We start from the raw sequence: 22,550 nt of genomic DNA, 5'->3' as shown, positions 1-22,550 counted from the left end.
AGGGGAGTCCGGCGGGCCGGGAACGACTTTCGTCGGTCCCGGCAGCGACGAACGGCGACGGTGCCGACGGGGACCGATTCGTTAGCCTCGACGGGTGAACGTGATGGCGAAGGCCTGGTCGAAGGCGGTACGAACGGCGCTGCCCGGGCCCTGGCGGGCGGGGCTGGTGGCCCGCGAGGCCACGGGCGCGCTGCTGCTGGCCGCGTTCGCCGTGCTGATCGAGGCGGTCAGCCGTTCCGGCCTGGCGATCGTGATGGGACTGGCCGTCGCCGTCCTCTTCCTGCTGCGCCGCGGGCTGCCCGCGACCGTGCTGGTGCTCACCGCCGCGGTCAGCGGTTTCGGCGGCGGCCCGCTCGGGCTGATCATCTGCGCCGGCTGGTCGGCCGGTGCCCGGGTGCGCCGGGTCGGGGTGCTGGTCGGCTCGTTCGTCGCCGGCTGGCTCCTGATGACGGTGCTCGGCGTGGTGAAGGACGCGGGGCAGATCCCGGTCAAGGTGGTCGTCGGCTTCTCCCTGGCCGGCTATCTGCTGCTCGCGGTGCTGCCCGCGCTCTGGGGCAGGTACCGGGCGCAGCGCCGGGCGCTGATGGACGCGCTGCGCGAGCGCAACGAGCAGCTGCTGCGCGAGCGCGCGATGGTGGCGCACCAGGCGCGGTTGCGCGAGCGGCACCGGATAGCCCAGGACATGCACGACAGCCTGGGCCACCAGCTGGCCCTGATCTCGGTGCACACGGGGGCGCTGGAGGTCGACCGGAGCCTGACCGACCGGCAGCGGGAGGCGGTCGGGGTGCTGCGGCTGGCCGCGGTCACGGCGATGCGCGAGCTGCGCGAGGTGGTGGGGGTGCTGCACGACGAGTCGGCCGCGGCGCCGTCCGGGCCGGGGGCCGGTGCGCCGGTGGGCGGGCCGCCGGCCGGTGGGGTGGCCGGCGCGGTCGGGACCGGGGGCGTGGACGGGATCGAGGGGCTCGTCGCCTCCTCCCGGGCGGCGGGCACCGCGGTCTCGCTGGTGCGCGACGGCGAACGCCGCGCGCTCACCGCGTCCACCGGGCACGCGGCGTACCGGACCGTTCAGGAAGCGCTCACCAACGCTCACAAGCACGCCCCCGGCGCGCCGATCACGGTCGCGCTCCGGTACGAGCCGGACGCGCTGGTGGTGGAGGTGGTGCACCCGGCGGCGCCCGGGCCGGTGGGGGCGCGCTCCGGTGGTACGGCGGTGGTGAGCGGTGGCCAGGGGCTGACCGGGCTGCGCGAGCGGGCCCGGCTGGTCGGCGGCATGGTGCACGCCGGTCCGACGGCGGAGGCCGGGTTCCGGCTGGCGGCGGTCCTGCCGTACGAGGGGGCGGAGCGCACGATGGGCGCCGGGGGCGCGCTCGACGGTGCCCGCGGGGACGGCGCGCGGGGCGGGCCAGGAACGGAGGGCGGCCACGGCGCGGAGGGGGCGCCGGCCTGGGCGCTCGACGGCCTGCCGCCGGTCGGGGCGGCGCCGGCGAAGCGCCGCAGCCCGGCGATCGGCTGCGCGGTCGGCGGCCTGGCGGTGCTGCTGACCGTCGTCGGGCTGCTGGTCTGGGGCGTCATCTCGTTCGTCCGCTCCGCCGAGGACTCCACGGTGAAGCGGGCGGTGTACGACGGCCTCCAGGTCGGTGCGCCGGAGGAGGAGGTGAGGCGGCAGCTGCCGCCGGGCAGCGACTTCTTCACCTCGAACTTCCGGGGCACCGGCCCGACCCCGCCGGTGGGATCGGTCTGCCACTACTTCCTCTCCGACCAGGGCGGCGGCAGCTGGGACGACGAGACGGTGGCCCGGTTCTGCTTCAAGGACGGTGTGCTGGTCGACAAGCAGCAGTACCGGGTGAAGCAGTGAGGGGTGGGGGTGTGAGGATGATCCCCGGCGGCACCGGCCGGCCCGCTGCCGCACCGCAAGGACCAGTACAAGGGGATGACCAGCAGTGATCCGAGTCCTCGTCGCCGACGACGAGCCGCTCATCCGGGCCGGGATCAGGATGATCCTCTCCTCCGCCGACGACATCGACGTGGTGGCCGAGGCCGCCGACGGCCGGCAGGCGCTGGAGCTGGCCCGGGCCCACCGGGCCGATGTCGTCCTGCTGGACATCCAGATGCCGGTGATGGACGGCCTGACGGCGCTCGCCGAGCTGCCGCGGGTCGTCCCCGGCGCGCGGGCGCTGATCCTCACCACCTTCGGGGAGCGCGACAACGTGCTGCGGGCCGTGAGCGACGGCGGTGCGGGCTTCCTGCTGAAGGACACCGCGCCGGGTGAGCTGATCCAGGCGGTCCGGGCCGCCGCCACCGGTCACGCGTTCCTGTCGCCCGCCGCCACCCGGCACATCGTCGACTCGCTCGCCGGGGGGAGCGCGGGCCCGGCCGCCGCGCGCGGGGCGCAGGCCCGGCGGCGGCTGGAGGTGCTGACCGCGCGCGAGCTTGAGGTCCTGGCGCTGCTCGGGGAGGGGCTGTCCAACGCGGACGCCGGTGCCCGGATCCACATGAGCGAGGCGACGGTGAAGACCTACGTGAGCCGGATCCTGGCCAAGCTCGGGTGCGACAACCGGGTGCAGGCGGCCCTGCTGGCCCGTGACGCGGGTCTGGACGGCGCCGGCTGAGGCCCGGACGGCGGGGGCCGGGGCCCGGGACGGCGCAGGCCGGGGGCCGGTGACGGCCCGTCCGCCGGGTGCGCGCCGTGTCCTGACGGTGTCTTCGACGTGTCCTCGTTGTGTACGCGGACCGATCGTGCGCCGTGCGCTGGGTGATCAATTGACCACGGAGCGTATCGAGCGTGGCGTACGCCACTTCGGCGCCGCGCGGAATCGGGAACTCCGGTAACGGCGATGACGGTGCGTCAGATCACGGTAGCGATTTGTCGATGATGTGGGCGGCGTCACGGCCGGCCGGGTGTGAGCGAGGGCACGGAAGTCGGTCGTTTGAGGCGGGAAATCCGGGCATAACCGGTCGTTTCCCGGCCGGTTACATGATCGATACCGCCGGTAACAGTCAACTGACCTGCGGCGTACAAGAATTGCTTGATGCGGCCGGGGCAGCGCCCGTAGCTTCTTTGGCGGTGCAACGAGCACCACCCGGGTTCACCCCCGATGCACGGCCCGCCGGCCGACCACCGGCACGAGGGCCGTGGGCGTCGACGCGACCGGCTCGAACAGGCCGTCGGCGAGCGGAGGGTGGCCGGGGCGGCCCGGCACGTCGGACACGTGCGAGGTCGCCCATCGAGTGAGGGAGCTACCGCCGGCCCCGGCAGGGGTCTGGTTCCGCACGCCCTGCCCGGGGCATGTCGAGAGGAATTCCATGGATCCCCGTCACGAGACCGCCGCTGCCACCACCGCCGACAGCTCCAGCACCCGCACCAACGGCACCGCCAGGCGCAACCGGGTCCGGCTGGCTGTCATGGCGGGTGCCGCGGTCGCGGCGCTCCCGGTGGCCGGCCTCGTCACGGCCACCTCGGCCTCCGCCGCCCCCACCTCCGCCTGGGACGCCGTCGCCCGGTGCGAGAGCGGCGGCAACTGGGGCATCAGCACCGGTAACGGCTTCTACGGCGGACTCCAGTTCACCCCCTCGACCTGGAAGGCGTACGGCGGCGGCGCGTACGCCGGCCAGGCGCACCAGGCGAGCCGGGAGCAGCAGATCTCGGTCGCCGAGAAGGTCCTCGCCAAGCAGGGCCCGGGTGCCTGGCCGGTCTGCTCCGCCAGGGCCGGCCTCAGCCGCGGCGGCGCGCCGGCCGCCGCCGAGGCGCCCGCCCCGGCGCCCAGGCCCCAGCAGCAGGCCGCGAAGCCGGCCAAGCCGCAGCCCGTCAAGCCGCCGACGAAGCAGCAGCCCGCGAAGCCGGCGGACCGGACCCCGGCCCAGAGCCAGCAGACGCCGTCCCGCAAGGCGCCGGACCGGGCCCCGGCCGCGCCGCAGGGCACCGCGAAGCCCGCCGCCGCCGGCTACGTCGTCAAGAGCGGCGACACGCTGAGCGGCATCGCGGCGAAGTTCGGCCTCGACACGGCCGGGCTGCACGCCAGGAACCTCAAGGCGATCGGCGCCGACCCCAACCTGATCTTCCCCGGACAGACCCTGTCCCTCTGAGCCGTCCCACCGGGTCGGCCCGCCGGGCGGCAGCTCCCGGCCGGCCGACCGCGTACGCCCGCACGGCCGCCTTTCCCCCGGGGTGGCCGTGCGGGCGTGTCGCCCGGGGACGGCGCGCGGGCGACACGCCCGGCGTGCGCCGGCCGGCGAATCCCGGCCGCCAGCAGTAGTTGAAGGTTGAACGCGACGTCCGAATACCGCCGGACCCGAGGGCCGTGTGGACCGAGGATCGACTCATGTCCACGAACGACCCGAGGAGTTCCGACACGATGACGACGACGACCGTGCCCGCGAGGCTCGACGGCAGGGTGGCCCTGGTGACCGGCGGCAGCCGGGGGATCGGCGAGGCGGTGGCCCTGCGGCTCGCCGCGGAGGGCGCCGACGTGGTGGTGACCTACCTGAACAGCGCCGAGCGGGCCGAGGCGGTGGCGGCCAGGATCACCGCGACCGGCCGGCGCGGCTGGGCGCTGCGGGCCGACAGTGCGGACCCGGAGGAGGTGCGGGCCGCGGTCGAGGCGGTGGCCGAACGGTTCGGTCGGCTCGACATCCTGGTCAACAACGCCGGGGCCGGCTACGTCGGGCCGATCGAGGACACCGGCCCGGCGGACGTCGACCGGGTGCTGGAGATCAACGTCCGGGCGCCCTACCTGTACGCCCGGGCCGCGGTCGCCCACCTGGCCGAGGGGGGACGGATCGTCACCATCGGCAGCTGCATGGCCAAACGGGCGGCCTTCCCCGGCGGCAGCCTGTACGCGACCAGCAAGGCCGCCACGATCGGGCTCACCAAGGCGCTGGCCCGGGAGCTGGGCCCGCGCGGGATCACGGTGAACGTGGTCCACCCCGGGCCGATCGACACCGACATGAACCCGGCGGACGGCCCGTCGGCCGGCTTCCAGTCCGGCTTCACCGCGGTCGGCGGCTTCGGGCGCCCGGAGGACGTCGCCGCGACCGTCGCGCACCTGGCCGGTGCCGAGGGGCGCTACATCACCGGCGCGGAGATCGCCGTGGACGGCGGCTTCGCGGTCTGACCCCGCCGGAACCGGCCCGGGGCGCACTCCCACCGGGGTGTTGCTCCGGGCCGGCTGTCGGTGCCCGCGCTTACGATCGGCCGGTCCGACCACGTGGCCAGCGCGCGTCCGCGCGGACGCGCGCCGGCGGACGGGTCCCGAGTGAGGGGCCGGTGCGGCCCCGACGACGGAGAGGTGCGTCATGACCGGAGCGGAAGACCCGATCGAACTGCTCGCCCGTGCGCTCGCCCAGACCGCCGGTCTGGTTGACGGCACCGGCACCGAGCTGGCCGCCCGTCCGACGGCCTGCCGCTCCTGGGACGTCGGCCGGCTGATCGGCCATCTGCTGTACGACCTGCGGCAGTTCACCGTCCGGGCCCGGGGTGGCACACCCGACTGGTCCCAGCCCTCCGAGCGGGTCGAGGAGGACTGGCTGCACCCCTTCGAGGCCGGCGCGGAGGAACTGGTGGCCGCCTGGCGCGGGGCGGGTGACCTCGACGGCGTCGTCGAGGTGCCCGGCCTGGGGGAACGGCCGGCCCGCTTCCCGGTGGACCAGCAGACCGCCGAGTTCGCCGTGCACGCCTGGGACCTCGCCAGGGCCACCGGCCAGTCCGTGGCCGGGCTCGACCACGAGGTGGCCGAGGCCTCGCTGGCCTGGGCGCGCGGCGCGTTGCGGCCGGAGTTCCGCGGCAGTGAGGAGGAGCACCACGCCTTCGGGCCGGAGGTCGCCGTCGCCGGGGACGCGCCGGTGTACGACCGGCTCGCCGCCTTCTTCGGCCGTGACCCGGAGGACGCCGGGTAGTCCGTTCCCCCCTGCCCGGCCCCCGCGCGGGCGACGGCGTGCGGGGGCCGGGACGAGGACGGAGGCGGGGACGAGTGCGCGCGGCCGGGCTCAGCCGCGGCTCCAGACGAAGGAGATCTCCGGGTGCCGCGGCGACGGCGCGTTCAGCAGCGGCGACGGGCGCCCGCGCAGGAACCGGTCGAAGTGCGCGCGCACGTAGGCGCGGGCCAGGGCGGAGGAACGGGCCGGGGAGATGGTGCCGAACAGCGCGGCGTACAGCTCCCGCGGGACGTGGTCGGCGAAGTGGCCGGGCCCGGCCGAGTAGGGGCGGTCCGTGAAGCTCAGGTGACCGGAGTCCCGCTGGAGCAACTGCCGCCCCCAGCCGCGTTGGTGGGAGCGCCAGCGCTGCCAGGTCTCGTGGTCGGCCAGCGCGGTGAGCAGCAGGAACGGCCGGTCCAGGCCTTCGTCCGCCACCGGTGAGCCGTAGAAACCGCCGTCCATGTCGAGCCCGGCCGCGAACCGGCGGTCCTGCCGCACCGCCTCGGCGGCGGCGGCGCCGCCCATCGAGTGGCCGAACACGCCGATCCGCCGGGGGTCGGCGCCCGGCAGCGCCGGGTGCCGCAGGGCCGTCCGGCCGGTGGTCAGCTCCGTGGTGACGAAGCGGAGGTCGGCCACCCGGGCGGCGATCTCCTTGCGTTCGGCGGCGTCCCAGTCGGCGGGCTCGTCCTCCAGCACGCTGTGCACCACCCGGCCGTCCGGGAACTCGACCGCGGCCGCGTCGTAGGTGTGGTCGACCGAGGCGACCAGATAGCCGTGCGCGGCCAGGTCCTCCGCCAGCGCGGTGCAGTTGCTGCGCCCGCCCTTGCGCCCGTGGCCGAGCAGCAGCAGCGGCAGCGCGCCCGGGAGGGCCGGTGCGCCGAGCCGCGCGGTGGGGCGCATCCGGCCGAGGGTGCCCTGGTCCAGGAAGGCGTCCCGCTCCATCGCGCTCGCCACGCGCGCCGTGGTGTACGGCGCGCGCGGGCGCCCGGCGGTGCCCGCCGCGGGGTACCAGAGCTGCACCATCAGCTCGCGGGGGCCCGGTGCGGGGGCGAACGGGTCCTGCCTGCTGCCGTCGACCAGGTGCAGCGACACCGTGCCGACGGGCCGTCCCGCGGTCGGGGCCGGCAGGTCGATCGGTGCCCCGGCGCCGCCGGGCGCGGGTGTGGCCAGGGCGGGTGTGGCCAGGGGGGTCGTGCCCGGCAGTGCGAGCGCCGCACCGCCCAATCCCGCAGCGGTCAGCAGCGAACGGCGCCGGATCATCCTCATCCACCCTTCGGGTCAACGGTCATGACGTCGGCTCACCCTAGGGGGAGCGCTCGTCCGGGACCAGATCCGTCTCACGGACCGGTGCAGCGCGCGCGCGGCTCCGCGTGCCCGCCCGTCCGTGGCGGTACGAACCGGAGGGCCGGGGTCCTCCCGCGCACCGGCGTGCGCCGTGCGCCGTGCCCCGCCGGTGCGCCCTGGCCGGCGCCGCCCGGCGCCCGGTCAGGCGGTGGTGAGGGCGAGGCGGATCCAGCGCTCGGCCTCGCTGGTCGCGCGGTCGAGGGCGAGGGCGCCGGGAGCGGTCGCCGCCTGCACGATCAGCCCCTTGAGCAGGCCGACCAGCGCCGCCGCGGCCGCGTCCGGGTCGACCTCCGGCCGGACCTGGCCTTCGGCCGCACCCTGGCGCACCACCTCCGCCACCCGGTCGCGCATCCGGGCGTCCAGCAGGGCGACGGCCCCGGTCAGTTCGGAGGCCCCGGCGAGGGCCTCCGCGCCGAGCACCACGAAGGCCCGGCCGAGGTCGGTCGGCTGCCGCACCCCGTCCAGGCAGGCCCGGGCGAAGGCGCAGAGTTCCTCGACGGCGCCCCGGCCGCTGCGCTCGGGCGCGGCGGCGGCCATCGCCTCGGTGAGCGCCTCCTCCTGGAGCCGTGCGAGCAGCGCACCCCGGGAGCCGAAGTAGTGCGAGGCCAGGCCGCGGCTGAAGCCGGCCTCCTCGCCGACCCGGGCGAGCGTCACCCCGGCGCTGCCGTGCTCGGCCACCAGGCGGGCGGCGGCGGCGAGCAGGGCGCGCTCGGCGCGGGCGCGCCGTTCGGCCTGGGTGCGGCGCGCCGGTTCCGCGCCGTCGCCCGGTGCGGGGGAGGGCGCGGGCGGTGCGGCGGATGCGGTGGGTGCGGTCGTCCCGTCCGGGGAAAGGTGCGTGCGCATACCACCATGCTAGGGTGGAACTTGCTTGTTGAACAACAAGTAAGTTTTGGATGGCGCGGCCGTCGATCGCGCCACCCCTGTGGAAGGGAACCGGGATGACCGCCACGATGCTCGCCGGCCGGCTCGACGTCGCGAAGGGCTCGTTCGCCGTCGAGGAGGTGCCCGTGCCCACACCTGGGCCGGGGCAGGTCCTGGTCAGGGTCGAGGCCGCGGGCGTCTGCCTCTCCGACGTCCACCTGATCCAGGGCATGCTCAAGCCGCTGTACCTGCGGGGCGACAAGGTCACCCTCGGCCACGAGGTCGCGGGCACCGTGCACGGCCTGGGCGAGGGAGTCGGCACCGCCGCCGTCGGCGACCGCGTGCTGCTCCAGGCCGGCGAGTCCCGGGACGGCGTCGTCCACACCCGGGGCGTCGACTACGACGGCGGCTGGGCCGAGTACGCGCTGGCCACCGCCGGAACCCTGGTGCCGATCCCCGACGAGCTGCCCTTCGAACAGGCCTGCTTCATCCCCGACGCGGTCTCCACCCCGTGGGCAGCGATCACCTCCACCGGCGCCGTCCGCCCGGCCGAGGCCGTCGGCGTCTGGGGCGTGGGCGGCCTCGGCGCCCACGGCGTCCAGCTGCTGCGCGCCGTCGGCGCCCACCCGATCGTGGCCGTCGACCCGCTGCCGGCCGCCCGTGAGCGGGCCCTGGCCTTCGGCGCCGACGCCGCCCTCGACCCGGCCGACCCGGACTTCGCCGACCGGCTGCGCGCCGCCACCCGGGGCCGCCCGCTGACCGCCGCGTTCGACTTCGCCGGCGTGGCCCCGGTCCGCGAGCAGGCGATGGCCTCGCTCGGCGAGCACGGCCGCCTGGTGCTGGTCGGACTGACGAACCAGCCGCTGACCGTCACCAACGGCACCCTGGTGAGCTACCTGCGCCAGCAGATCCGCGGCCACTACGGCTCGGAGGGGCAGGACGTCGTCGACCTGGTCGACCTGGTGCGCGGTGGCCGGCTGGACTTCTCCCGCTCGGTCAGCGGCACCTTCCCGCTCGCCGAGGCCGCCGAGGCGGTCGAAGCACTGGAGCACAAGACCGGCAACCCGATCCGTCTGGTCCTCAAGCCCTGAGCCGACGGTTCCGGCCCCGGGCCGACGGTTCCGCGCCGGGCGCCGGTAGGCTCGCGGTGACCGGCGGGGGACCGGAGGGGGAGGGCGTCGCATGCTCGGTTGGTGGTTCGTGGTCACGGCCCCGGCGGACGGCGGGGGCGAGGACGTCGTCCTCGCGAGCTGGGAGACCGGGCTCGGCGGTCTGGACTGGATCGCCGGGCTCGCCGGGGCGGGCCGGGCGGAGCAGTTGCGCTTCGACGGCTATCCGCTCCGTTACACGGTGCGCGCCGGTGAGGTCCTGCCGCTGTTCGACGGCGGTGCCCTGCCGTCGGGACCGCACGCGTCGCACTGGCGGCGGGAGCTGCACCCGGAGCGGATCGCCGGCTGTCCGCCGGACGCGCTGCTGACCGTCGACGCCTGGGACCAGTCCTGACCCGGACGCGCCCGGCGGACCGCCCCGGCCCCGGCGATCGCCCCGGTCTCGTCGGCGGCCTCAGCCCCGCCCCGCGGTGCGGGCGGCGGCGCGCTTGACGGCCTCGCGGATCCGGGGATACGTGCCGCAGCGGCAGATGTTCTGGATCCGGTCGATGTCGGCGTCGGTGGGCGCGGGGTTGCCGCGCAGCAGGGCGACCGCCGTCATGATCTGGCCGGGCTGGCAGAACCCGCACTGGGCGACGTCGCACTCCAGCCAGGCCTCCTGGACGGGGTGCAGGGCCTCGCCGTCGGCGAGGCCCTCGATCGTGGTGACCCGGCGGCCCGCGCAGTCCGCGACCGGCACGGTGCACGGCTGCACCTCCTCGCCGTCCAGGTGGCTCGTGCAGGCGCGGCAGACCCCGACGCCGCAGCCGTACTTGGGGCCGGTGACGCCGAGCTTGTCGCGCAGCACCCAGAGCAGCGGCATGTCGTCCGGGGCGTCGACGGTGACCGGCCGGCCGTTGAGGACGAAGGTGTGGCTGGGCATGGGGATGCGGCTTCCTGGAGGTGCGCGGGGGCGGTCGGAGGGGGTCAGGAGTTGATCGGGAACGAGCGCGGGCTGGTCCCGGTCGCCCGGGCGTAGGCGTTGGCGACCGCGGCGGACGCCGCCGGTACGCCGAGTTCGCCCGCGCCGCCGGGCGGACCGCCCGGCGGCATGAGGTGGATCTCCACCACCGGTGGGGAGTGCCGCTGCCGCGCGTAGTGGAAGTCGGCGAAGCTGCCCTCGCGGACGGCGCCCCGGTCGATGTGGTTGCCGGCCTGGAGGATCACCGAGAGGCCGTCGATCAGCGCGCCGGTGAGCTGGGCCTCCAGACCGGTCGGGTTGATCACCGTGCCGAGGTCGGCGGCGATCACGGCCCTGGTCACCCGGGGCTGCGCCGGGTCCGCGGCGTCGATCTCCATCAGGTAGGCGGTGCGGCCGCCGTTCTCGGCGTGGTAGCCGACGCCCTGGGCCTGGCCGCGCGGCATCGCGCGGCCCCAGCGGCCGGCCCGGGCGACCGTGTCGAGCACGGCCCGGCCCGCCTCGTCCCGCAGGTGGGAGCGGCGGAACGCCACCGGGTCCTGGCCGAAGCGGCGGGCCAGCTCGTCCATCATGATCTCGTCGGCGACCCGTACCGTTCCCGAGTAGACGGAGCGCCAGCTGCCGGTGGGGATCCTCAGCGGCACCTCGGCGAGCAGCTGGGTGGGGACGCCCACGGCGTACGGGTTGCTCTGGCTGAGCAGGAAGAACGCCTGGGCGAGCGAGAGCCCGGCGACCGAGAGCTGGAAGCCGGCGGCGGTGAGCGCCTCGCCCAGGCCGTGGCCGAAGTCGGTCGTCACGGTGGCGACGCGGTGCTCGTAGCCGAGCATCTGGCCCAGCCCGTAGGTGGCGCGGATCCGGTGGTGGGTGGCGGGGCGCATCCGGCCGTGCCGCATGTCGTCGCCACGGGTCCACATCAGCTTGACCGGCCGGCCGGCCGCCCGGGAGATCCGCGCGGCCTCGACCGCGGCGTCGTAGAACAGCCGCCGGCCGAAGGAGCCGCCGCCGCGCACCACGTGGACGGTCACCGCCTCCTGCGGCAGGCCGAGTTCGGCGGCGATGGTCTGCTGGGCGACGATCGGGGTCTGTGCGGCGAACCAGATCTCGGCCCGGCCCGGCCGGACGTCGGCGATCGCCGTCAGCACCTCCATCGGGGCGTGGTTGACGAAGGCGAAGTCGAACTCGCCGTCCACGTACCGGGTGAGCAGCGGGGGGACGAGGAAGGGCGCGTGCGCGGCGCGCAGCCGCTCGCGGATGTCGGAGTCGGAGAGCCCGGCGACCGGGCCAGGATGCCAGCTGGTGCGCAGCGCGTCGCGTGCCTTCAGCGCTTGGTCGAAGGTCTCGGCGAGCACGGCGACGCCGCTGGGCACCGTCACCACGGCGAGCACGCCGGGCATCGCGCGGGCGGCGGAGGCGTCGAGTTCGGCCAGGGTGCCGTTGATGGTGGTGGGGCGGGCGACGACGGTCGGCACCGCGCCGGGCACGGAGAGGTCCCCGGTGTACCGGGCCCGGCCGGTGACGATGTCCCGGGCGTCGATCCTGCCGGTGGGGCGGCCGATCACCCGGCGCTCGCCGGGCGGCTTGGGGGCGGCGGGCACGTCGGGCACCGCGACGGCGGCGGCCTCGGCGGCGAGTTCGCCGTAGCCGGCCCGGCGGCCGTCGGGGGCGAGCACGGCGGAGTCGGCGGTCCGCAGGGTGCCGGCCGGCAGCGACCAGCGGCGGGCGGCGGCGGTGACCAGCCGGGCACGGGCGGCGGCGGCCGCGGCCCGCACCGGGTCGTACAGCGTGCGGACCGAGTTGGAGGCGCCGGTGAGCTGGTTGAACAGCAGGTCGGGGCGGCTGTCGGAGAGCGGGACGTCGACATCGGCCAGCCGTGCGTCGAGCTCCTCGGCCACCATCATCGCGACCGTGGTGGTCAGGCCCTGGCCGACCTCCAGTCGCGGCAGCCGGAGGACCGCGCGGCCGGCGGCGGTGATCTCCAGCACGAGCAGGTGCGCGGTGGGCAGGCCGGCGAGCTGCAGGGCCCGGCCGAGGTCGACGACGTCCGGGATGCCGGGCAGGCCGAGCAGCTGCGGCAGGGGCGCGGCCGGACCGGCGGGACCGGCCGGGTTGGCGGGAGCCGCGGGGCTCGCCGGCGCGGGAGAGGCCGGGGGTTCGGGGCCGGCCGGGACGGCCGCGGCGGCCCGGGTGCCGACGGCGAGGGTCGGCGCGGCGATCAGATAGGTGAGGAAGCGGCGGCGGTCCGTGCCGTCGGGCCGCGGTGCGCGGGCGGGTTCCGTGCCGTCCGGGGGTGCGGTGGAGGTGCTGATGGGAGGTGCCCTTCTCGCCGGGTGACGGCTCCGGCCGGGCGGTGCCGCGACGGTCCCGCCCCGGTGTCAGAGGGTGTCGGCGGGGACGTGCACGTTGTGGTCGTGTCCACGTTCGCGGACGAGCATAGGAGGGGGCTACTGACGGGTCAACACCGACACTTCGGGCCGGATCGGATGGCTGAGCGAATGTCCGACGGGACGGACACGGACGGCGCAGTGTCCACCGTGAGCCGACTGGTACCGCCGTTCGGGTGATGCGTACACCGGGGGCGCGATCCAGGGTCGGGGGGCGCGGGTCGGCTCACTTCGCGCCGGGTGCGGCGCGCCTGCGGCGCCCGCCGACGGACGGCCGGCGGGCCCTCGGCCGGTGCTCCGGGGCGCGTCCGCCCGCCGTGGCCCCGGCCAGACCATACGGTGAATGGTGCTCTCCGGCCACCGACCGCACTGTTTCCCGTCAATCCGGGCCTCCGGGGCTGGATTGACGCCGATTCGGCGCGGCACCGCAAGAATCTCCGGCTTCCGACGTCTTCCGCTCTTGATCGAGTCCTGACAGGCTGTGCGGGTTTGCAGACCCGGAGGAGGTTTCGTGTCCCGTATCGCCAGCGCGGCACTGGCAGTCACCAGTGCCCTCGCGCTCGTCGCCGGCTCGGCCGCGGCGGCCGTCGCCGCCCCGGCCCCCGGCCCGGCGGCCGAGGCCAGGGTGGCACCGGTCGACTGGAAGCCGTGCAACCCGGATCCGACCCAGCCGGACCCGAAGATCTACGACTGCGCCGTCTACCAGGTGCCGCTCGACTACGACCACCCGAACGGCGAGACCATCGGCATCGCGATGATGCGCCGCCGCGCCGGCGACCCGGCCAAGCGGATCGGCTCGCTCTTCCTCAACCCCGGCGGTCCGGGCGGCAGCGGCTACCTCTGGGCGACCACCAACCGCTTCGGCAAGGACGTCCAGGACCGCTTCGACCTGGTCGGCTTCGACCCGCGCGGAGTGGCCCGCAGCAACCCGCTCAAGTGCTTCACCACCGACGAGGAAGCCGCCGCGGTCAACGACCGGATGACCGGCGTCCCGGTCACCAGGACCGAGATCGCGCAGACCATCGACGCCACCGAGGACTACAGCGACGCCTGCTCGCGCAACGCCGGACCGCTCATCGAGCACATGTCGACCATCAACGTCGCCCGTGACCTCGACCGGATGCGCCGCGCCGTCGGTGACGCCGGGCTGACCTTCGCCGGCTTCTCCTACGGCACCCTGATCGGCGCCACCTACTCCGCCATGTACCCGGGCAAGGTCCGCGCCGTGATCGTCGACGGCAACGTCGACCCCAACCTCCGGATGCGCGACGGCGTCGAGTACGACCGCCAGCGCGCCACCGGGTTCGAGGTCTCCCTGGCCGAGTACCTCAAGCGCTGCAAGACCGCCGGGGCCCCGCGCTGCGCCTTCGGCGACGGCGACACCCGCGCCAAGTTCGACGGCATCCGCGACCACCTGCGCACCGGCCCGGTCACCCTGCCGGACGGCAGCACGGTGACGCTCTCCAGCTTCACCAGCCAGGTCGCCAACGCCCTCTACGCGCAGAGCCGGCAGGCGCCGCTCGCCAAGTCGCTGCAGGCGCTGTACCAGGTGATCCAGGCCCCGGCGGCGCAGGGCCTCTCCGCCGCGGCGGTCGACCCGGCCGCCGTCGAGGACGCCAGGGTCCTCGCGACGACCCTGCCGAACGCGCTGCGCGAGGCGCTGCCGGAGACCCCGTACTCGGCCGACGACTCCTACTACGGCGTCAACTGCCAGGACAAGCCGTACCCGTCGAACCCGTGGACCTTCGTCAACGTGGCCAAGGCGTGGGAGAAGGAGTCGCCGACCTTCGGCCGCTACCAGGCCTTCGACGGCCCGACCTGCTCCTCCTGGCCGGCCCCGGCCCGTGACGCCGAGCGCTTCACCGGCCCGTGGAACCGGAGGACCGCCACCCCGGTGATGGTGATCGGCAACCTCTACGACCCGGCCACCAACTACACCTTCTCCCAGCGCATGCAGCGCCAGCTCGGCAACGCGGTGCTGGTCTCCGTCGACGTGGTCGAGCACTGCGCGGTCGGCCGGAGCAAGGAGCTGGGCAAGCTGGTCACCGACTACCTGGTGAACCAGAAGGCCCCGGCCCCCGGCCAGCTGCTGAAGCCCGACGCCGAGGCGTTCCCGCCCGTCGCCTGACGCCACTTCGCACAGAACGGCCCGCTCCCGGAAACAGCCTTCCGGGAGCGGGCCGTTCGCGTGCCGGGGCTCAGAGGTCGCCGAGCGGGACCTCCGGGTCGGCCAGCGCCTTGACGTCCACCGCCCGGCCCGAGCGCACCAGGGCGCGGACCGGGTCGGTGACGTCCCAGACGTTGACGTTCATGCCGGCCAGGACGCGGCCCTCGCGCAGCCAGAAGGCGATGAACTCGCGGCCCGCCGGATCGCCCCGGAACACCACGCGGTCGTAGCCGCCCGGCTCCACCCAGCCGACGTACTCCAGGCCGAGGTCGTACTGGTCCGAGAAGAAGTAGGGGACACGGTCGTACACCGCGTCCTCGCCGAGCATCGCCCGGGCCGCCGTCTGCGGCTGGTTGACGGCGTTCGCCCAGTGCTCGACCCGCAGGTGCCGGCCGAACAGCGGGTGGTAGGCGTTGGCGACGTCGCCCGCCGCGAAGACGTCCGGGTCCGAGGTGCGCAGGTGCTCGTCGGTCTTGACGCCGTTGTCGACCTCCAGACCGGCCGACTCCGCGAGCGCGGTGTCCGGGACGATGCCGATGCCCACCACCACCGCGTCGGCCGGCAGCGCCGTCCCGTCCGCCAGCAGGACCCCGGTCACCCGGCCGTCCTCGCCGGTCAGTCCGGTCACCTGCACGCCGAACCGCAGGTCCACCCCGTGCTCGCGGTGCAGGTCGGCGAAGACCTGCGCCACCTCGCGGCCCAGCACCCGCAGCAGCGGCAGCTCGGCCGCCTCCAGCACGGTCACCTCCGCGCCCGCCGTCCGGGCCGCGGCCGCCGTCTCCAGCCCGATCCAGCCCGCGCCGACCACCACGATCCGGGCCCCCTTGCGGAACGCCCGGCGGAGCCGGTCGCTGTCCTCCACCGTCCGCAGGTAGTGCACGCCCTCCTGCTCCGCGCCGGGCACCGGCAGCCGGCGCGGCTGCGAACCGGTGGTCAGCAGCAGCCTGGAGTACTCCACCCGTCCGTCGTCGGCGAGCGTCACGGTGTGCCCGGCCGGGTCGACCGAGACCACCCGGGTGCCCAGCCGCAGCGTCACGTCGTGCTCGGCGTACCACTGCGGCGGGTGGACGTGGATCTTCTCCCGGGCCGACTTGCCGAGCAGGTACCCCTTGGAGAGCGGCGGGCGCTCGTAGGGACGCTCGTGCTCCTCGCCGATCAGTACGATGCCGCCGGTGTACCCGGCCTCGCGCAGCGCCTGCGCGGCCCTGGCGCCCCCGAGGGAGGCCCCGACGATCACGAAGGGGCGCTCCCGCCCGCCGGCGGTGCCCGTGCTGTCCGTGCTCATGGTGAACTCCTCGCTCTCCGGCGGAAATCACCGACAGCCTGCCGTCGGCCGGCGGGGCTGTCGAGAGCACGTCCGGCGCGCCGCCCTGGCTCCCCCGAACGGGTGACGCCTTCGTCAGGGCGTCGTCGCGTCGCGGACCAGGGCGGTGTCGGTGAACTGCTCGAAGCGGACGATCCGCCCGCCGCGCACCGTGAAGTGGTGCACCATCCGCACGGTCAGCGGCCGCCGGGTGGCCCGGTGCACGGCCGTGTACCGGCCCAGCACCACCACGTCCTCGCCGTCCACCACGTACCGGTCGTCGTGCGCCGCCCAGTCCTCCCAGTCGTCGGCCAGCCGGTCCATCACCCCGGCGGTGACGCCCTTCGGCGTCCGGTAGGTGCCGGCCAGCGGGAAGCCCGCCATCTCCGTCCACTCCACGTCGTCGGCCAGGGTGGCCCGCAGCGCCCCCAGGTCGCCGCGCGCGGAGGCCAGGTACTGGCGGCGGACCACGTCGGCCGGGGCGTCGGACTCGGCGAACGCGGCGGCCGAGCGCGGGATCTCGATCATCGTGCTCAGCCCCAGCTCAGCTCGCCCTTGGCGACCTTCGTACCGAGGTCGACGGCCAGCACCATGCCCAGCTCCGGGAAGCGGTCCTCCAGTGCCGCCCGGGCCGCCGCCGCGTCCGGCGCCCGGCCGACCTCCGTCTCGAAGGCCCGCAGGTAGTCCCGGGTGCGGTCGATCGAGGAGGTGTCGGTCGGCGCGCCGGCCGTGCGGTGGCCGGCCGCCACGAACTCCGGCTCCAGGGCCGCCATGCCGTCCAGCAGGTCGATCCAGGCGCCCCGCTGTTCCGGCGTCGGCGTGTCGGCCGTCCAGACGTGCAGGCCCTGGAAGAGCAGCACCCCGCCGAGCACCGCGCGGTGGTGGTGCTGCCAGAGGTAGTGCCGGTCCGGCAGGTGGAAGTCGGCGCCGCGCAGCTCGAAGCGGTGGCCCTCGAAGACCAGCTCGTCGCCGTGCAGCGGCTCCGGCCGCACCAGCCGGGTGGGCAGCTCCGGGCCCAGGTGGGCCCAGGCCCGGAGCTTCTCCTCGTAGGTCTCCTGGATGTGTTCGACGGTCGACGCGGTGGCCAGGAACCTGGCCTGTGGGAAGACGTCCTGCACCTCCTGGGCGCCGAAGTAGAAGTCCGGGTCGCCGTGGCTGACGAACACCGTGGTCAGCCGCTTGCCACTGGCCCGGACCCGCTCCGCCAGCCGCCGTCCGTCGGAGCGGGTGAACCCGGCGTCCACCAGCAGGGCGTCCTGGGGGCCGGTGACCAGCACGGAGGTCTTGTTCAGCGAGCTGTCCGGGCTGTCGATGACCTCGAAGTCGAGGGCGCTCATGCGGTGTCCTTCCTCACGGCCGTGGCCGGCGCGTCCGGGTGCGTGCCTCGCCGCCCAGCATCGGCGACCGCACGGGCGCCCGCACCCCGGGGCGCCCGGGTGACCGGGCCCGCGCCGGGCGGCTCCTCAGCGGAACGGGCGCAGCCGGGTGACGGCGGCCGCGGCGAGGAGGGTGGTGACGGCGAGGACGGGCCAGAGGACGGCCGGGCCGACGGCCAGCAGGCCGGTCAGGACGGCCGGCGCGAGCGCCCGGCCGATGCCCGAGGAGAACTCCCAGCGGGCGAGGGCCCGGCCGAGCAGGTGCGGCGGTGCGCTCGCCGCGACCAGGGCCGTGCCGGAGCCGGTGTAGAGGATCTCGCCGAGCGTGAACAGCACGGACACCGCCGCCACGCCCGCTGCCCCGGCCGTGCCGCCGAGCCCCCCGGCCGCCCAGAAGCCCAGGTAGGAGAGGGCGAGCGCGGCGCCGCCGGCGGCCAGCACGGTGTGCCGGGCGCGGTCGGCCAGGCGGACCACCACCGCCAGCTGGAGGGTGATCACCAGCACGGTGTTGCCCACGAACACCCCGGACGACCAGGCCGCGGAGGCGTGCAGGTGCAGCACCAGCAGGGCGGGCAGCGCCACCTCCAGGACGTCGAAGGCGAAGGCGTAGGGCAGGTTCGCCATGCTCAGCAGGGTGATCCGGCGCAGCGCCGGACCCTCCCCCTGCCGCTCCCCGGCGGGTGCGGCCGGCGCCTGCGGCGCGGTGACCCGCAGCGAGTGCACCAGCACCGCCGCCAGCAGGCAGGCCGCCCCGGTCACCGCGGCGAGCAGCCGCAGTGCGTCCGTGCCGCCCGCCACCGCGAGGGTCGCCAGCAGCGCGCCCGCGCCCAGCCCGGCGTTGCGCAGCGTCCGGCCGGCGGCCAGCGCGGCGTCCCGGGTGCGGCCCTCGGTGAGCGTCGAGACGACGGCGGCGTGGGTGGCGGGCCAGGACTGGCCGCCGACCCCGAGCAGGACCGCCGCCGCCACGAACCCGGCCGTGCCGTCGGCCAGCAGCAGCGCCACCGATCCGGCCGCCCGGACCAGCAGGGTCGCGGCGGCCGGCAGGGTGCGCGCGCCCCGGTCGATCCACCGGCCGGTCAGCGGGATGACCAGCAGGCCCGCGACCATGCCGGCCGACATCGCCAGACCCGCCGCGCCGGCGTCCAGCGCGAGCACGCCGACTCCGTAGAGCAGCAGGAACGGCCGCAGCAGACCGGTGCCGAGGGCGTCGACCAGCAGTGCGGCGGCGTAGCGCGGGCCGCCGGCGGCGGTGAGCAGGCCGAGCAGGGCGGCCGGCCCGCCGCGGGACCCCGGCGGGGCGGTCGGCTGCGGCGGGGCTTGCGGCTGCGGCGGGGCGGGGTCCGGCCGGCCGGGGTCGGGGCGGTCCGGCTCGGGGCGGGGACCGGTCGGCTCCGGCGGGGCGGAGGGCTGTGGCTCGGGGCTGCGGATCAGGCTCATGACCGGTACCGTCCGCCCGCGCCCGGTCCGCGGGCACGCCGATTGACGAGTCCCGTCAATCGGTGCCGGGCGGTCCCGCGGCGGGTGGCAGGATCGGGGACGTGAGCCTGACCATCGACATCACCGGCCTGTCCGACGACCGCCTGCTGTTCACCCCCTCGCCGCTGGCCGAGCTGAGCGCGATGCTGCACGTGCTCGCCGAACCCGCGCACCACCCCGCCCTGCACGGCTGGGCGGCGAGCACCACGGCCACCGTGCCGCCCGCGCTCGCCGAGCGGCTCGCCGAGGCCGACTTCGTCTGGCGCTCCTCGCGCGCCGACTTCCTCGTCCCCGGTCTGCCCGGTGCCACCCTCGCAGAGGAGCTGGACGCCGTCGACCGGATCGACGACGAGGAGTACGTCCGGGCCGCCCTGGTGACGACCTGCGGGGCCTCCCGGCTCGCGCACCGGTTCGCCTCGCCGCTCACCGACCCGGTGGCGCAGGAACGGGCCCGGGACCTGGCGCTGGCCCGCGGCCCCCGGCAGGCGGACTTCGCCGACCGGCTGCTCACCGACCCGGCCGCGGTGCGGGCGCTGGTCCGGCGGATGCTGGAGGACTGCGTCGACGCCTTCTTCGCCGACGCCTGGCGGCGGGTGCTGCCCGAGCTGGCCGCCGACGCCCGCCGCAAGACCGACCTGCTGGTGCGGCACGGCGCGGCCGAGGCGCTGGCCGCCGTCTCCTCCTCGGTGGTGCTGGAGGACTCCGGCGCGGGGCGGCGGCGGATCGTCATCGACAAGCTCCAGGACAACACCGCCAGTGCGACCGCCGCCGGCGGCGTCACCTTCGTCCCCACCGCGTTCGGGCGGCCGCACCTGCTGGTGGTGTCGGCGCCCGGCTGGCGTCCGGTGGTGCAGTACCCGGTCGCGGCGGCGGGCGTGCCCGAGCCGGTCTCGCTGGCGCTGGTCCAGCAGCGGCTGGAGGCGCTCGCCCACCCCGTCCGGCTCCGGCTGGCGCGCACCATCGCGCGCGGCCCGCACACCACCGGCGAGCTGGCGTCCGCCTGGGAGCTCAGCGCGCCCGAGGTGTCCCGCCACCTGGCGGTGCTCCGCAAGGCCGGGCTGCTGATCACCCACCGGCGCGGGCGCTACATGCTGTACCAGCTCGACCTGGCGGGAAGCGCCCGGCTGGGCACCGACCTGCTGGAGGCGGTGCTGCGGTGAGGGGCCGTGCCGCAGCGCCGGGAGACGCCGGGCGAAGGCCCCGGTGCGGGGGAACACGGCCGGGGCGGGCCGCGTTCGACCGGTCATGACCAGTGACGACGCCGCGCCCGGCGACCCCGAGATCCTCCGCTACGCCGCCTTCGCCACCGACCCGGCGGGCGGCAACCCGGCCGGGGTGGTGCTCGACGCCGGCGGCCTCTCCACGGAGCGGATGCTCGCCGTCGCCGCCGCGGTCGGCTACTCGGAGACCGCCTTCCTGACCGCCGACCCGGCCGGCGGGTACGCGGTGCGCTACTTCAGCCCGCTCGCCGAGGTGCCGTTCTGCGGCCACGCCACCGTCGCCTCCGCCGTGGCGCTGGCCGAACGGGTCGGCCCGGGCGAGTACCTCTACCGCACGGCGGCCGGCGAGGTGCCGGTCGAGGTGACCGAGGACCCGGCCGGTGGCCTGCGCGCCACCCTCACCAGTGTCGAGCCGCACGTCACCGAGGCCGGCGCGGCGGACGTCGCGGAGGCGCTCGCCCTCCTCGGCTGGGCACCCGAGGACCTCGACCCGGCGCTGCCGCCCCGGGTCGCCTACGCGGGCGCCCGCCACCTGGTGCTGGCCGCCGCCACCCGCGAGCGGCTGGCCCGGCTCGACTACGACTTCGACGGCCTCGCCGCCCACATGACGGCCCGTGACCTGACCACCGTCCAGCTGGTCTGGCGCGCCGCCCCCGACGTCTTCCACGTCCGCGACCCGTTCCCGGTCGGCGGCGTCGTGGAGGACCCGGCCACCGGCGCGGCCGCCGCCGCGTTCGGCGCCTACCTGCGCGAGCTGGAGCCCGCCGCCCCGGCCGTCCTCACCCTCCACCAGGGCGAGGACCTCGGCCGCCCCGGTCTCCTCCGCGTCGACCTGCGTTCGGCGGCCCCGCGCGTCCGGGTCTCCGGTGCTGCGGTGGCCATCCCTTAGCGGTCCGGCGATCCGGCGGTCCGGCGCGGCCGTTGCGGCGGACGGGGGAGCGGCGCGGCCCGGTGACGGTGCGTGGCCGGGTGCGGGTGACGGCTCGCGCGAGCCGGGCCGGGGACCGGCGTACCCGGCCCGTGGTCCGTCCGCCCGTCCGCCCGGAGCCGTGCCGAAAATGGGTCGCGCGGGCGGCGGCGGTGAGGGAGCCTGCCCCGGTGACTTCAGCGAACGGTCGGACGGTCAGCGTCCATCTCACCCACGGCGGCGACTACCTGGGGCCGCTGGGCCCCTTCGAGGTGGAGGAGGGGTGGTGGTCGTCCGTCGGGACGGTGACCGCACGGCTCTCGGCGGAGGCCGGGGTGCCGGTGGTGGTGGTCCGGCTGGTCGGGGTGACGGGCGCGGACGGCGGCAGCGGCGGTCACACCGTCTACCACGCCGAGGCGTGGGATCGGCCCGCCGGTCCGACGCCGCGTCCGCCGGACGCCGGGACCGCGGCCCTGCTCGGCCCCGCCGAGCGGCGGGCCGCCTGGGCCACGCCCGAGGGGCTGCGGGCGGCGGTCGACTGGGCCGGGCGGGCGCTCGCGGCGGCCGGCCGGCCGGTCACCGGGGGCGTCGAGCAGGTCCGCACCTGGAACCTGTCCGGCCTGTTCCGGCTGCCGACGGCCGCCGGGCCCGTCTGGCTGAAGGTGAGCAACCCGGCGTTCAACGCCCGTGAGTCGGAGGTCGTCGCGCTGGTCGGCGGGGTGGACCCCGGCCTGGTGCCGACCGTGCTCGCCGCCGACCCGGAGCGCGGGCGGGTGGTGTTCGAGGAGGTGCCCGGCGAGGACTGCTGGGACCCGTCGGCCGGGGAGATCACCGCCATGGTGCCGCGGCTGGTCGCCGCCCAGGCCGCCCTCGCGGCCGACGGCCGGGCCGCCGCGGCCGGGCTGCGCGACCGCACCCCGGCGGTGCTGGCCGCTGCCGTTCCGGCGCTGCTCGACCGGCTGGCCGGGGAGTCGGACCTGACGGCCGCGGAGCTGGCCGCCGCCCGGGAGCTGGCCGGGCGGCTGCCCGCCCTGGTCGGGGAACTGGCGGCCTGCGGGATCCCCGAGACCCTGGTGCACGGTGACTTCCACCCCGGCAACTGGCGCACGGGGGCGGGCCAGGACGGCGGCACCGGCGACGGCCCGGTGGCCCTCGACTACGCGGACGCCTGCCTCGGCCACCCGGTCATGGACGGCCTCCGGCCGCGCGCCTACGTGGACGCGGACGGGTGGTCGCTGGCGGCGGCGCAGTGGGCCCGGGCCTGGCGCGAGCGGGTGCCGGGCAGCGCGCCGGAGCGGGCGCTGGAGCTGGCCGGCCCGCTGTTCCACCTGGGCTACGCGCTGCGGTACCAGGAGTTCCTGGACCATATCGAGGACAGCGAACGCCCCTACCACGAGGGTGATCCGGCGGCCGAGGTGCGGCGCGCACTCGCCGCCGCGCGCCCGGCGGCGGCCGGCTGACGGTGCCGGTCGGGCCTGCGGGTGACGGCCGGTCGGATCGCGGGCCGGCGGGTGGCGGGTGGTCGGGGCCCTGTCTCT

General features: G+C 76.1%; 19 protein-coding genes. 11 read left to right on the top strand and 8 right to left on the bottom strand.

The window, feature by feature from the left end:
- The first annotated feature begins 103 nt into the window (after nt 1-103).
- The 5 genes from ACFCX4_RS14635 to ACFCX4_RS14615 all read left to right on the top strand — a co-directional run bounded on the left by ACFCX4_RS14635 (nt 104) and on the right by ACFCX4_RS14615 (nt 5,892).
- Nucleotides 104-1,855: a sensor histidine kinase gene (locus ACFCX4_RS14635; RefSeq protein ID WP_376142210.1), complete on the top strand. Its 1,752-nt coding sequence runs from the start codon at nt 104-106 to the stop codon at nt 1,853-1,855.
- Between the two features lie 85 nt (nt 1,856-1,940).
- Nucleotides 1,941-2,609: a response regulator gene (locus ACFCX4_RS14630; protein ID WP_376142194.1), complete on the top strand. Its 669-nt coding sequence runs from the start codon at nt 1,941-1,943 to the stop codon at nt 2,607-2,609.
- A gap of 694 nt (nt 2,610-3,303) precedes the next feature.
- Nucleotides 3,304-4,083, top strand: coding sequence for a transglycosylase family protein (locus tag ACFCX4_RS14625; protein ID WP_376142190.1), 780 nt, complete (start codon nt 3,304-3,306; stop codon nt 4,081-4,083).
- 236 nt (nt 4,084-4,319) lie between these two features.
- Entirely contained in the window at nt 4,320-5,111 is a 792-nt protein-coding gene (locus ACFCX4_RS14620; RefSeq protein WP_376142188.1) for an SDR family NAD(P)-dependent oxidoreductase, read from the top strand.
- A 181-nt stretch (nt 5,112-5,292) separates the two neighbouring features.
- Nucleotides 5,293-5,892: a TIGR03086 family metal-binding protein gene (locus tag ACFCX4_RS14615; RefSeq protein WP_376142185.1), complete on the top strand. Its 600-nt coding sequence runs from the start codon at nt 5,293-5,295 to the stop codon at nt 5,890-5,892.
- A gap of 90 nt (nt 5,893-5,982) precedes the next feature.
- Here ACFCX4_RS14615 and ACFCX4_RS14610 read toward each other — a convergent pair whose 3' ends face one another.
- Both ACFCX4_RS14610 and ACFCX4_RS14605 read right to left on the bottom strand, forming a co-directional pair.
- Nucleotides 5,983-7,170, bottom strand: coding sequence for an alpha/beta hydrolase (locus ACFCX4_RS14610; protein ID WP_376142182.1), 1,188 nt, complete (start codon nt 7,168-7,170; stop codon nt 5,983-5,985).
- A gap of 225 nt (nt 7,171-7,395) precedes the next feature.
- Nucleotides 7,396-8,097 (bottom strand): TetR/AcrR family transcriptional regulator, encoded by a 702-nt coding sequence (locus tag ACFCX4_RS14605; RefSeq protein WP_376142180.1) that lies wholly within the window; start codon nt 8,095-8,097, stop codon nt 7,396-7,398.
- Nucleotides 8,098-8,192: 95 nt separating this feature from the next.
- Here ACFCX4_RS14605 and ACFCX4_RS14600 point away from each other — a divergent pair, with 95 nt between their 5' ends.
- Both ACFCX4_RS14600 and ACFCX4_RS14595 read left to right on the top strand, forming a co-directional pair.
- Nucleotides 8,193-9,206 carry a zinc-binding dehydrogenase gene (locus tag ACFCX4_RS14600; protein WP_376142178.1) on the top strand — a complete coding sequence of 338 codons (1,014 nt, stop codon included), beginning with the start codon at nt 8,193-8,195 and terminating at the stop codon, nt 9,204-9,206.
- 91 nt (nt 9,207-9,297) lie between these two features.
- A complete protein-coding gene (locus ACFCX4_RS14595; RefSeq protein WP_376142176.1) occupies nt 9,298-9,618 on the top strand; it encodes a hypothetical protein in 321 nt (106 codons plus the stop codon).
- A 60-nt stretch (nt 9,619-9,678) separates the two neighbouring features.
- Here the strand turns inward: ACFCX4_RS14595 and ACFCX4_RS14590 are convergent, their stop codons facing one another.
- Together ACFCX4_RS14590 and ACFCX4_RS14585 are read right to left on the bottom strand one after the other, a co-directional pair.
- Nucleotides 9,679-10,146, bottom strand: a complete 468-nt coding sequence (locus ACFCX4_RS14590) for a (2Fe-2S)-binding protein (RefSeq protein WP_376142174.1) — start codon at nt 10,144-10,146, stop codon at nt 9,679-9,681.
- A 44-nt stretch (nt 10,147-10,190) separates the two neighbouring features.
- Nucleotides 10,191-12,164, bottom strand: coding sequence for a molybdopterin cofactor-binding domain-containing protein (locus ACFCX4_RS14585; RefSeq protein ID WP_376142171.1), 1,974 nt, complete (start codon nt 12,162-12,164; stop codon nt 10,191-10,193).
- Nucleotides 12,165-13,074: 910 nt separating this feature from the next.
- Here ACFCX4_RS14585 and ACFCX4_RS14580 point away from each other — a divergent pair.
- Nucleotides 13,075-14,691 (top strand): alpha/beta fold hydrolase, encoded by a 1,617-nt coding sequence (locus ACFCX4_RS14580; protein WP_376142169.1) that lies wholly within the window; start codon nt 13,075-13,077, stop codon nt 14,689-14,691.
- A 70-nt stretch (nt 14,692-14,761) separates the two neighbouring features.
- Here the strand turns inward: ACFCX4_RS14580 and ACFCX4_RS14575 are convergent, their stop codons facing one another.
- The 4 genes from ACFCX4_RS14575 to ACFCX4_RS14560 form a co-directional block, all read right to left on the bottom strand.
- A complete protein-coding gene (locus ACFCX4_RS14575) occupies nt 14,762-16,015 on the bottom strand; it encodes an NAD(P)/FAD-dependent oxidoreductase (protein WP_376142166.1) in 1,254 nt (417 codons plus the stop codon).
- Nucleotides 16,016-16,129: 114 nt separating this feature from the next.
- A complete protein-coding gene (locus tag ACFCX4_RS14570; RefSeq protein WP_376142164.1) occupies nt 16,130-16,561 on the bottom strand; it encodes a nuclear transport factor 2 family protein in 432 nt (143 codons plus the stop codon).
- Between the two features lie 5 nt (nt 16,562-16,566).
- The gene (locus ACFCX4_RS14565) at nt 16,567-17,370 is read right to left on the bottom strand and encodes an MBL fold metallo-hydrolase (RefSeq protein WP_376142161.1); all 804 of its coding nucleotides are present in this window, start codon (nt 17,368-17,370) and stop codon (nt 16,567-16,569) included.
- A gap of 126 nt (nt 17,371-17,496) precedes the next feature.
- Nucleotides 17,497-18,846, bottom strand: coding sequence for an MFS transporter (locus tag ACFCX4_RS14560; protein WP_376142158.1), 1,350 nt, complete (start codon nt 18,844-18,846; stop codon nt 17,497-17,499).
- 101 nt (nt 18,847-18,947) lie between these two features.
- Between ACFCX4_RS14560 and ACFCX4_RS14555 the strand changes: the two genes are divergently transcribed.
- From ACFCX4_RS14555 to ACFCX4_RS14545, 3 genes are all read left to right on the top strand, one after another.
- On the top strand, nt 18,948-20,045 hold the full coding sequence (locus ACFCX4_RS14555) for a DUF5937 family protein (RefSeq protein WP_376142156.1): 1,098 nt from the start codon (nt 18,948-18,950) through the stop codon (nt 20,043-20,045).
- Between the two features lie 85 nt (nt 20,046-20,130).
- On the top strand, nt 20,131-20,994 hold the full coding sequence (locus ACFCX4_RS14550; RefSeq protein ID WP_376142154.1) for a PhzF family phenazine biosynthesis protein: 864 nt from the start codon (nt 20,131-20,133) through the stop codon (nt 20,992-20,994).
- 209 nt (nt 20,995-21,203) lie between these two features.
- Complete coding sequence (locus ACFCX4_RS14545; protein ID WP_376142151.1) at nt 21,204-22,472, top strand: phosphotransferase; 1,269 nt, start codon at nt 21,204-21,206, stop codon at nt 22,470-22,472.
- Nucleotides 22,473-22,550: the final 78 nt, after the last annotated feature.

Origin of the sequence: Kitasatospora sp. NPDC056327 (assembly GCF_042261735.1) — a bacterium.
In the GTDB taxonomy this organism is placed as follows: domain Bacteria; phylum Actinomycetota; class Actinomycetes; order Streptomycetales; family Streptomycetaceae; genus Kitasatospora.
This window is presented reverse-complemented; position numbering and strand designations above follow the sequence as displayed.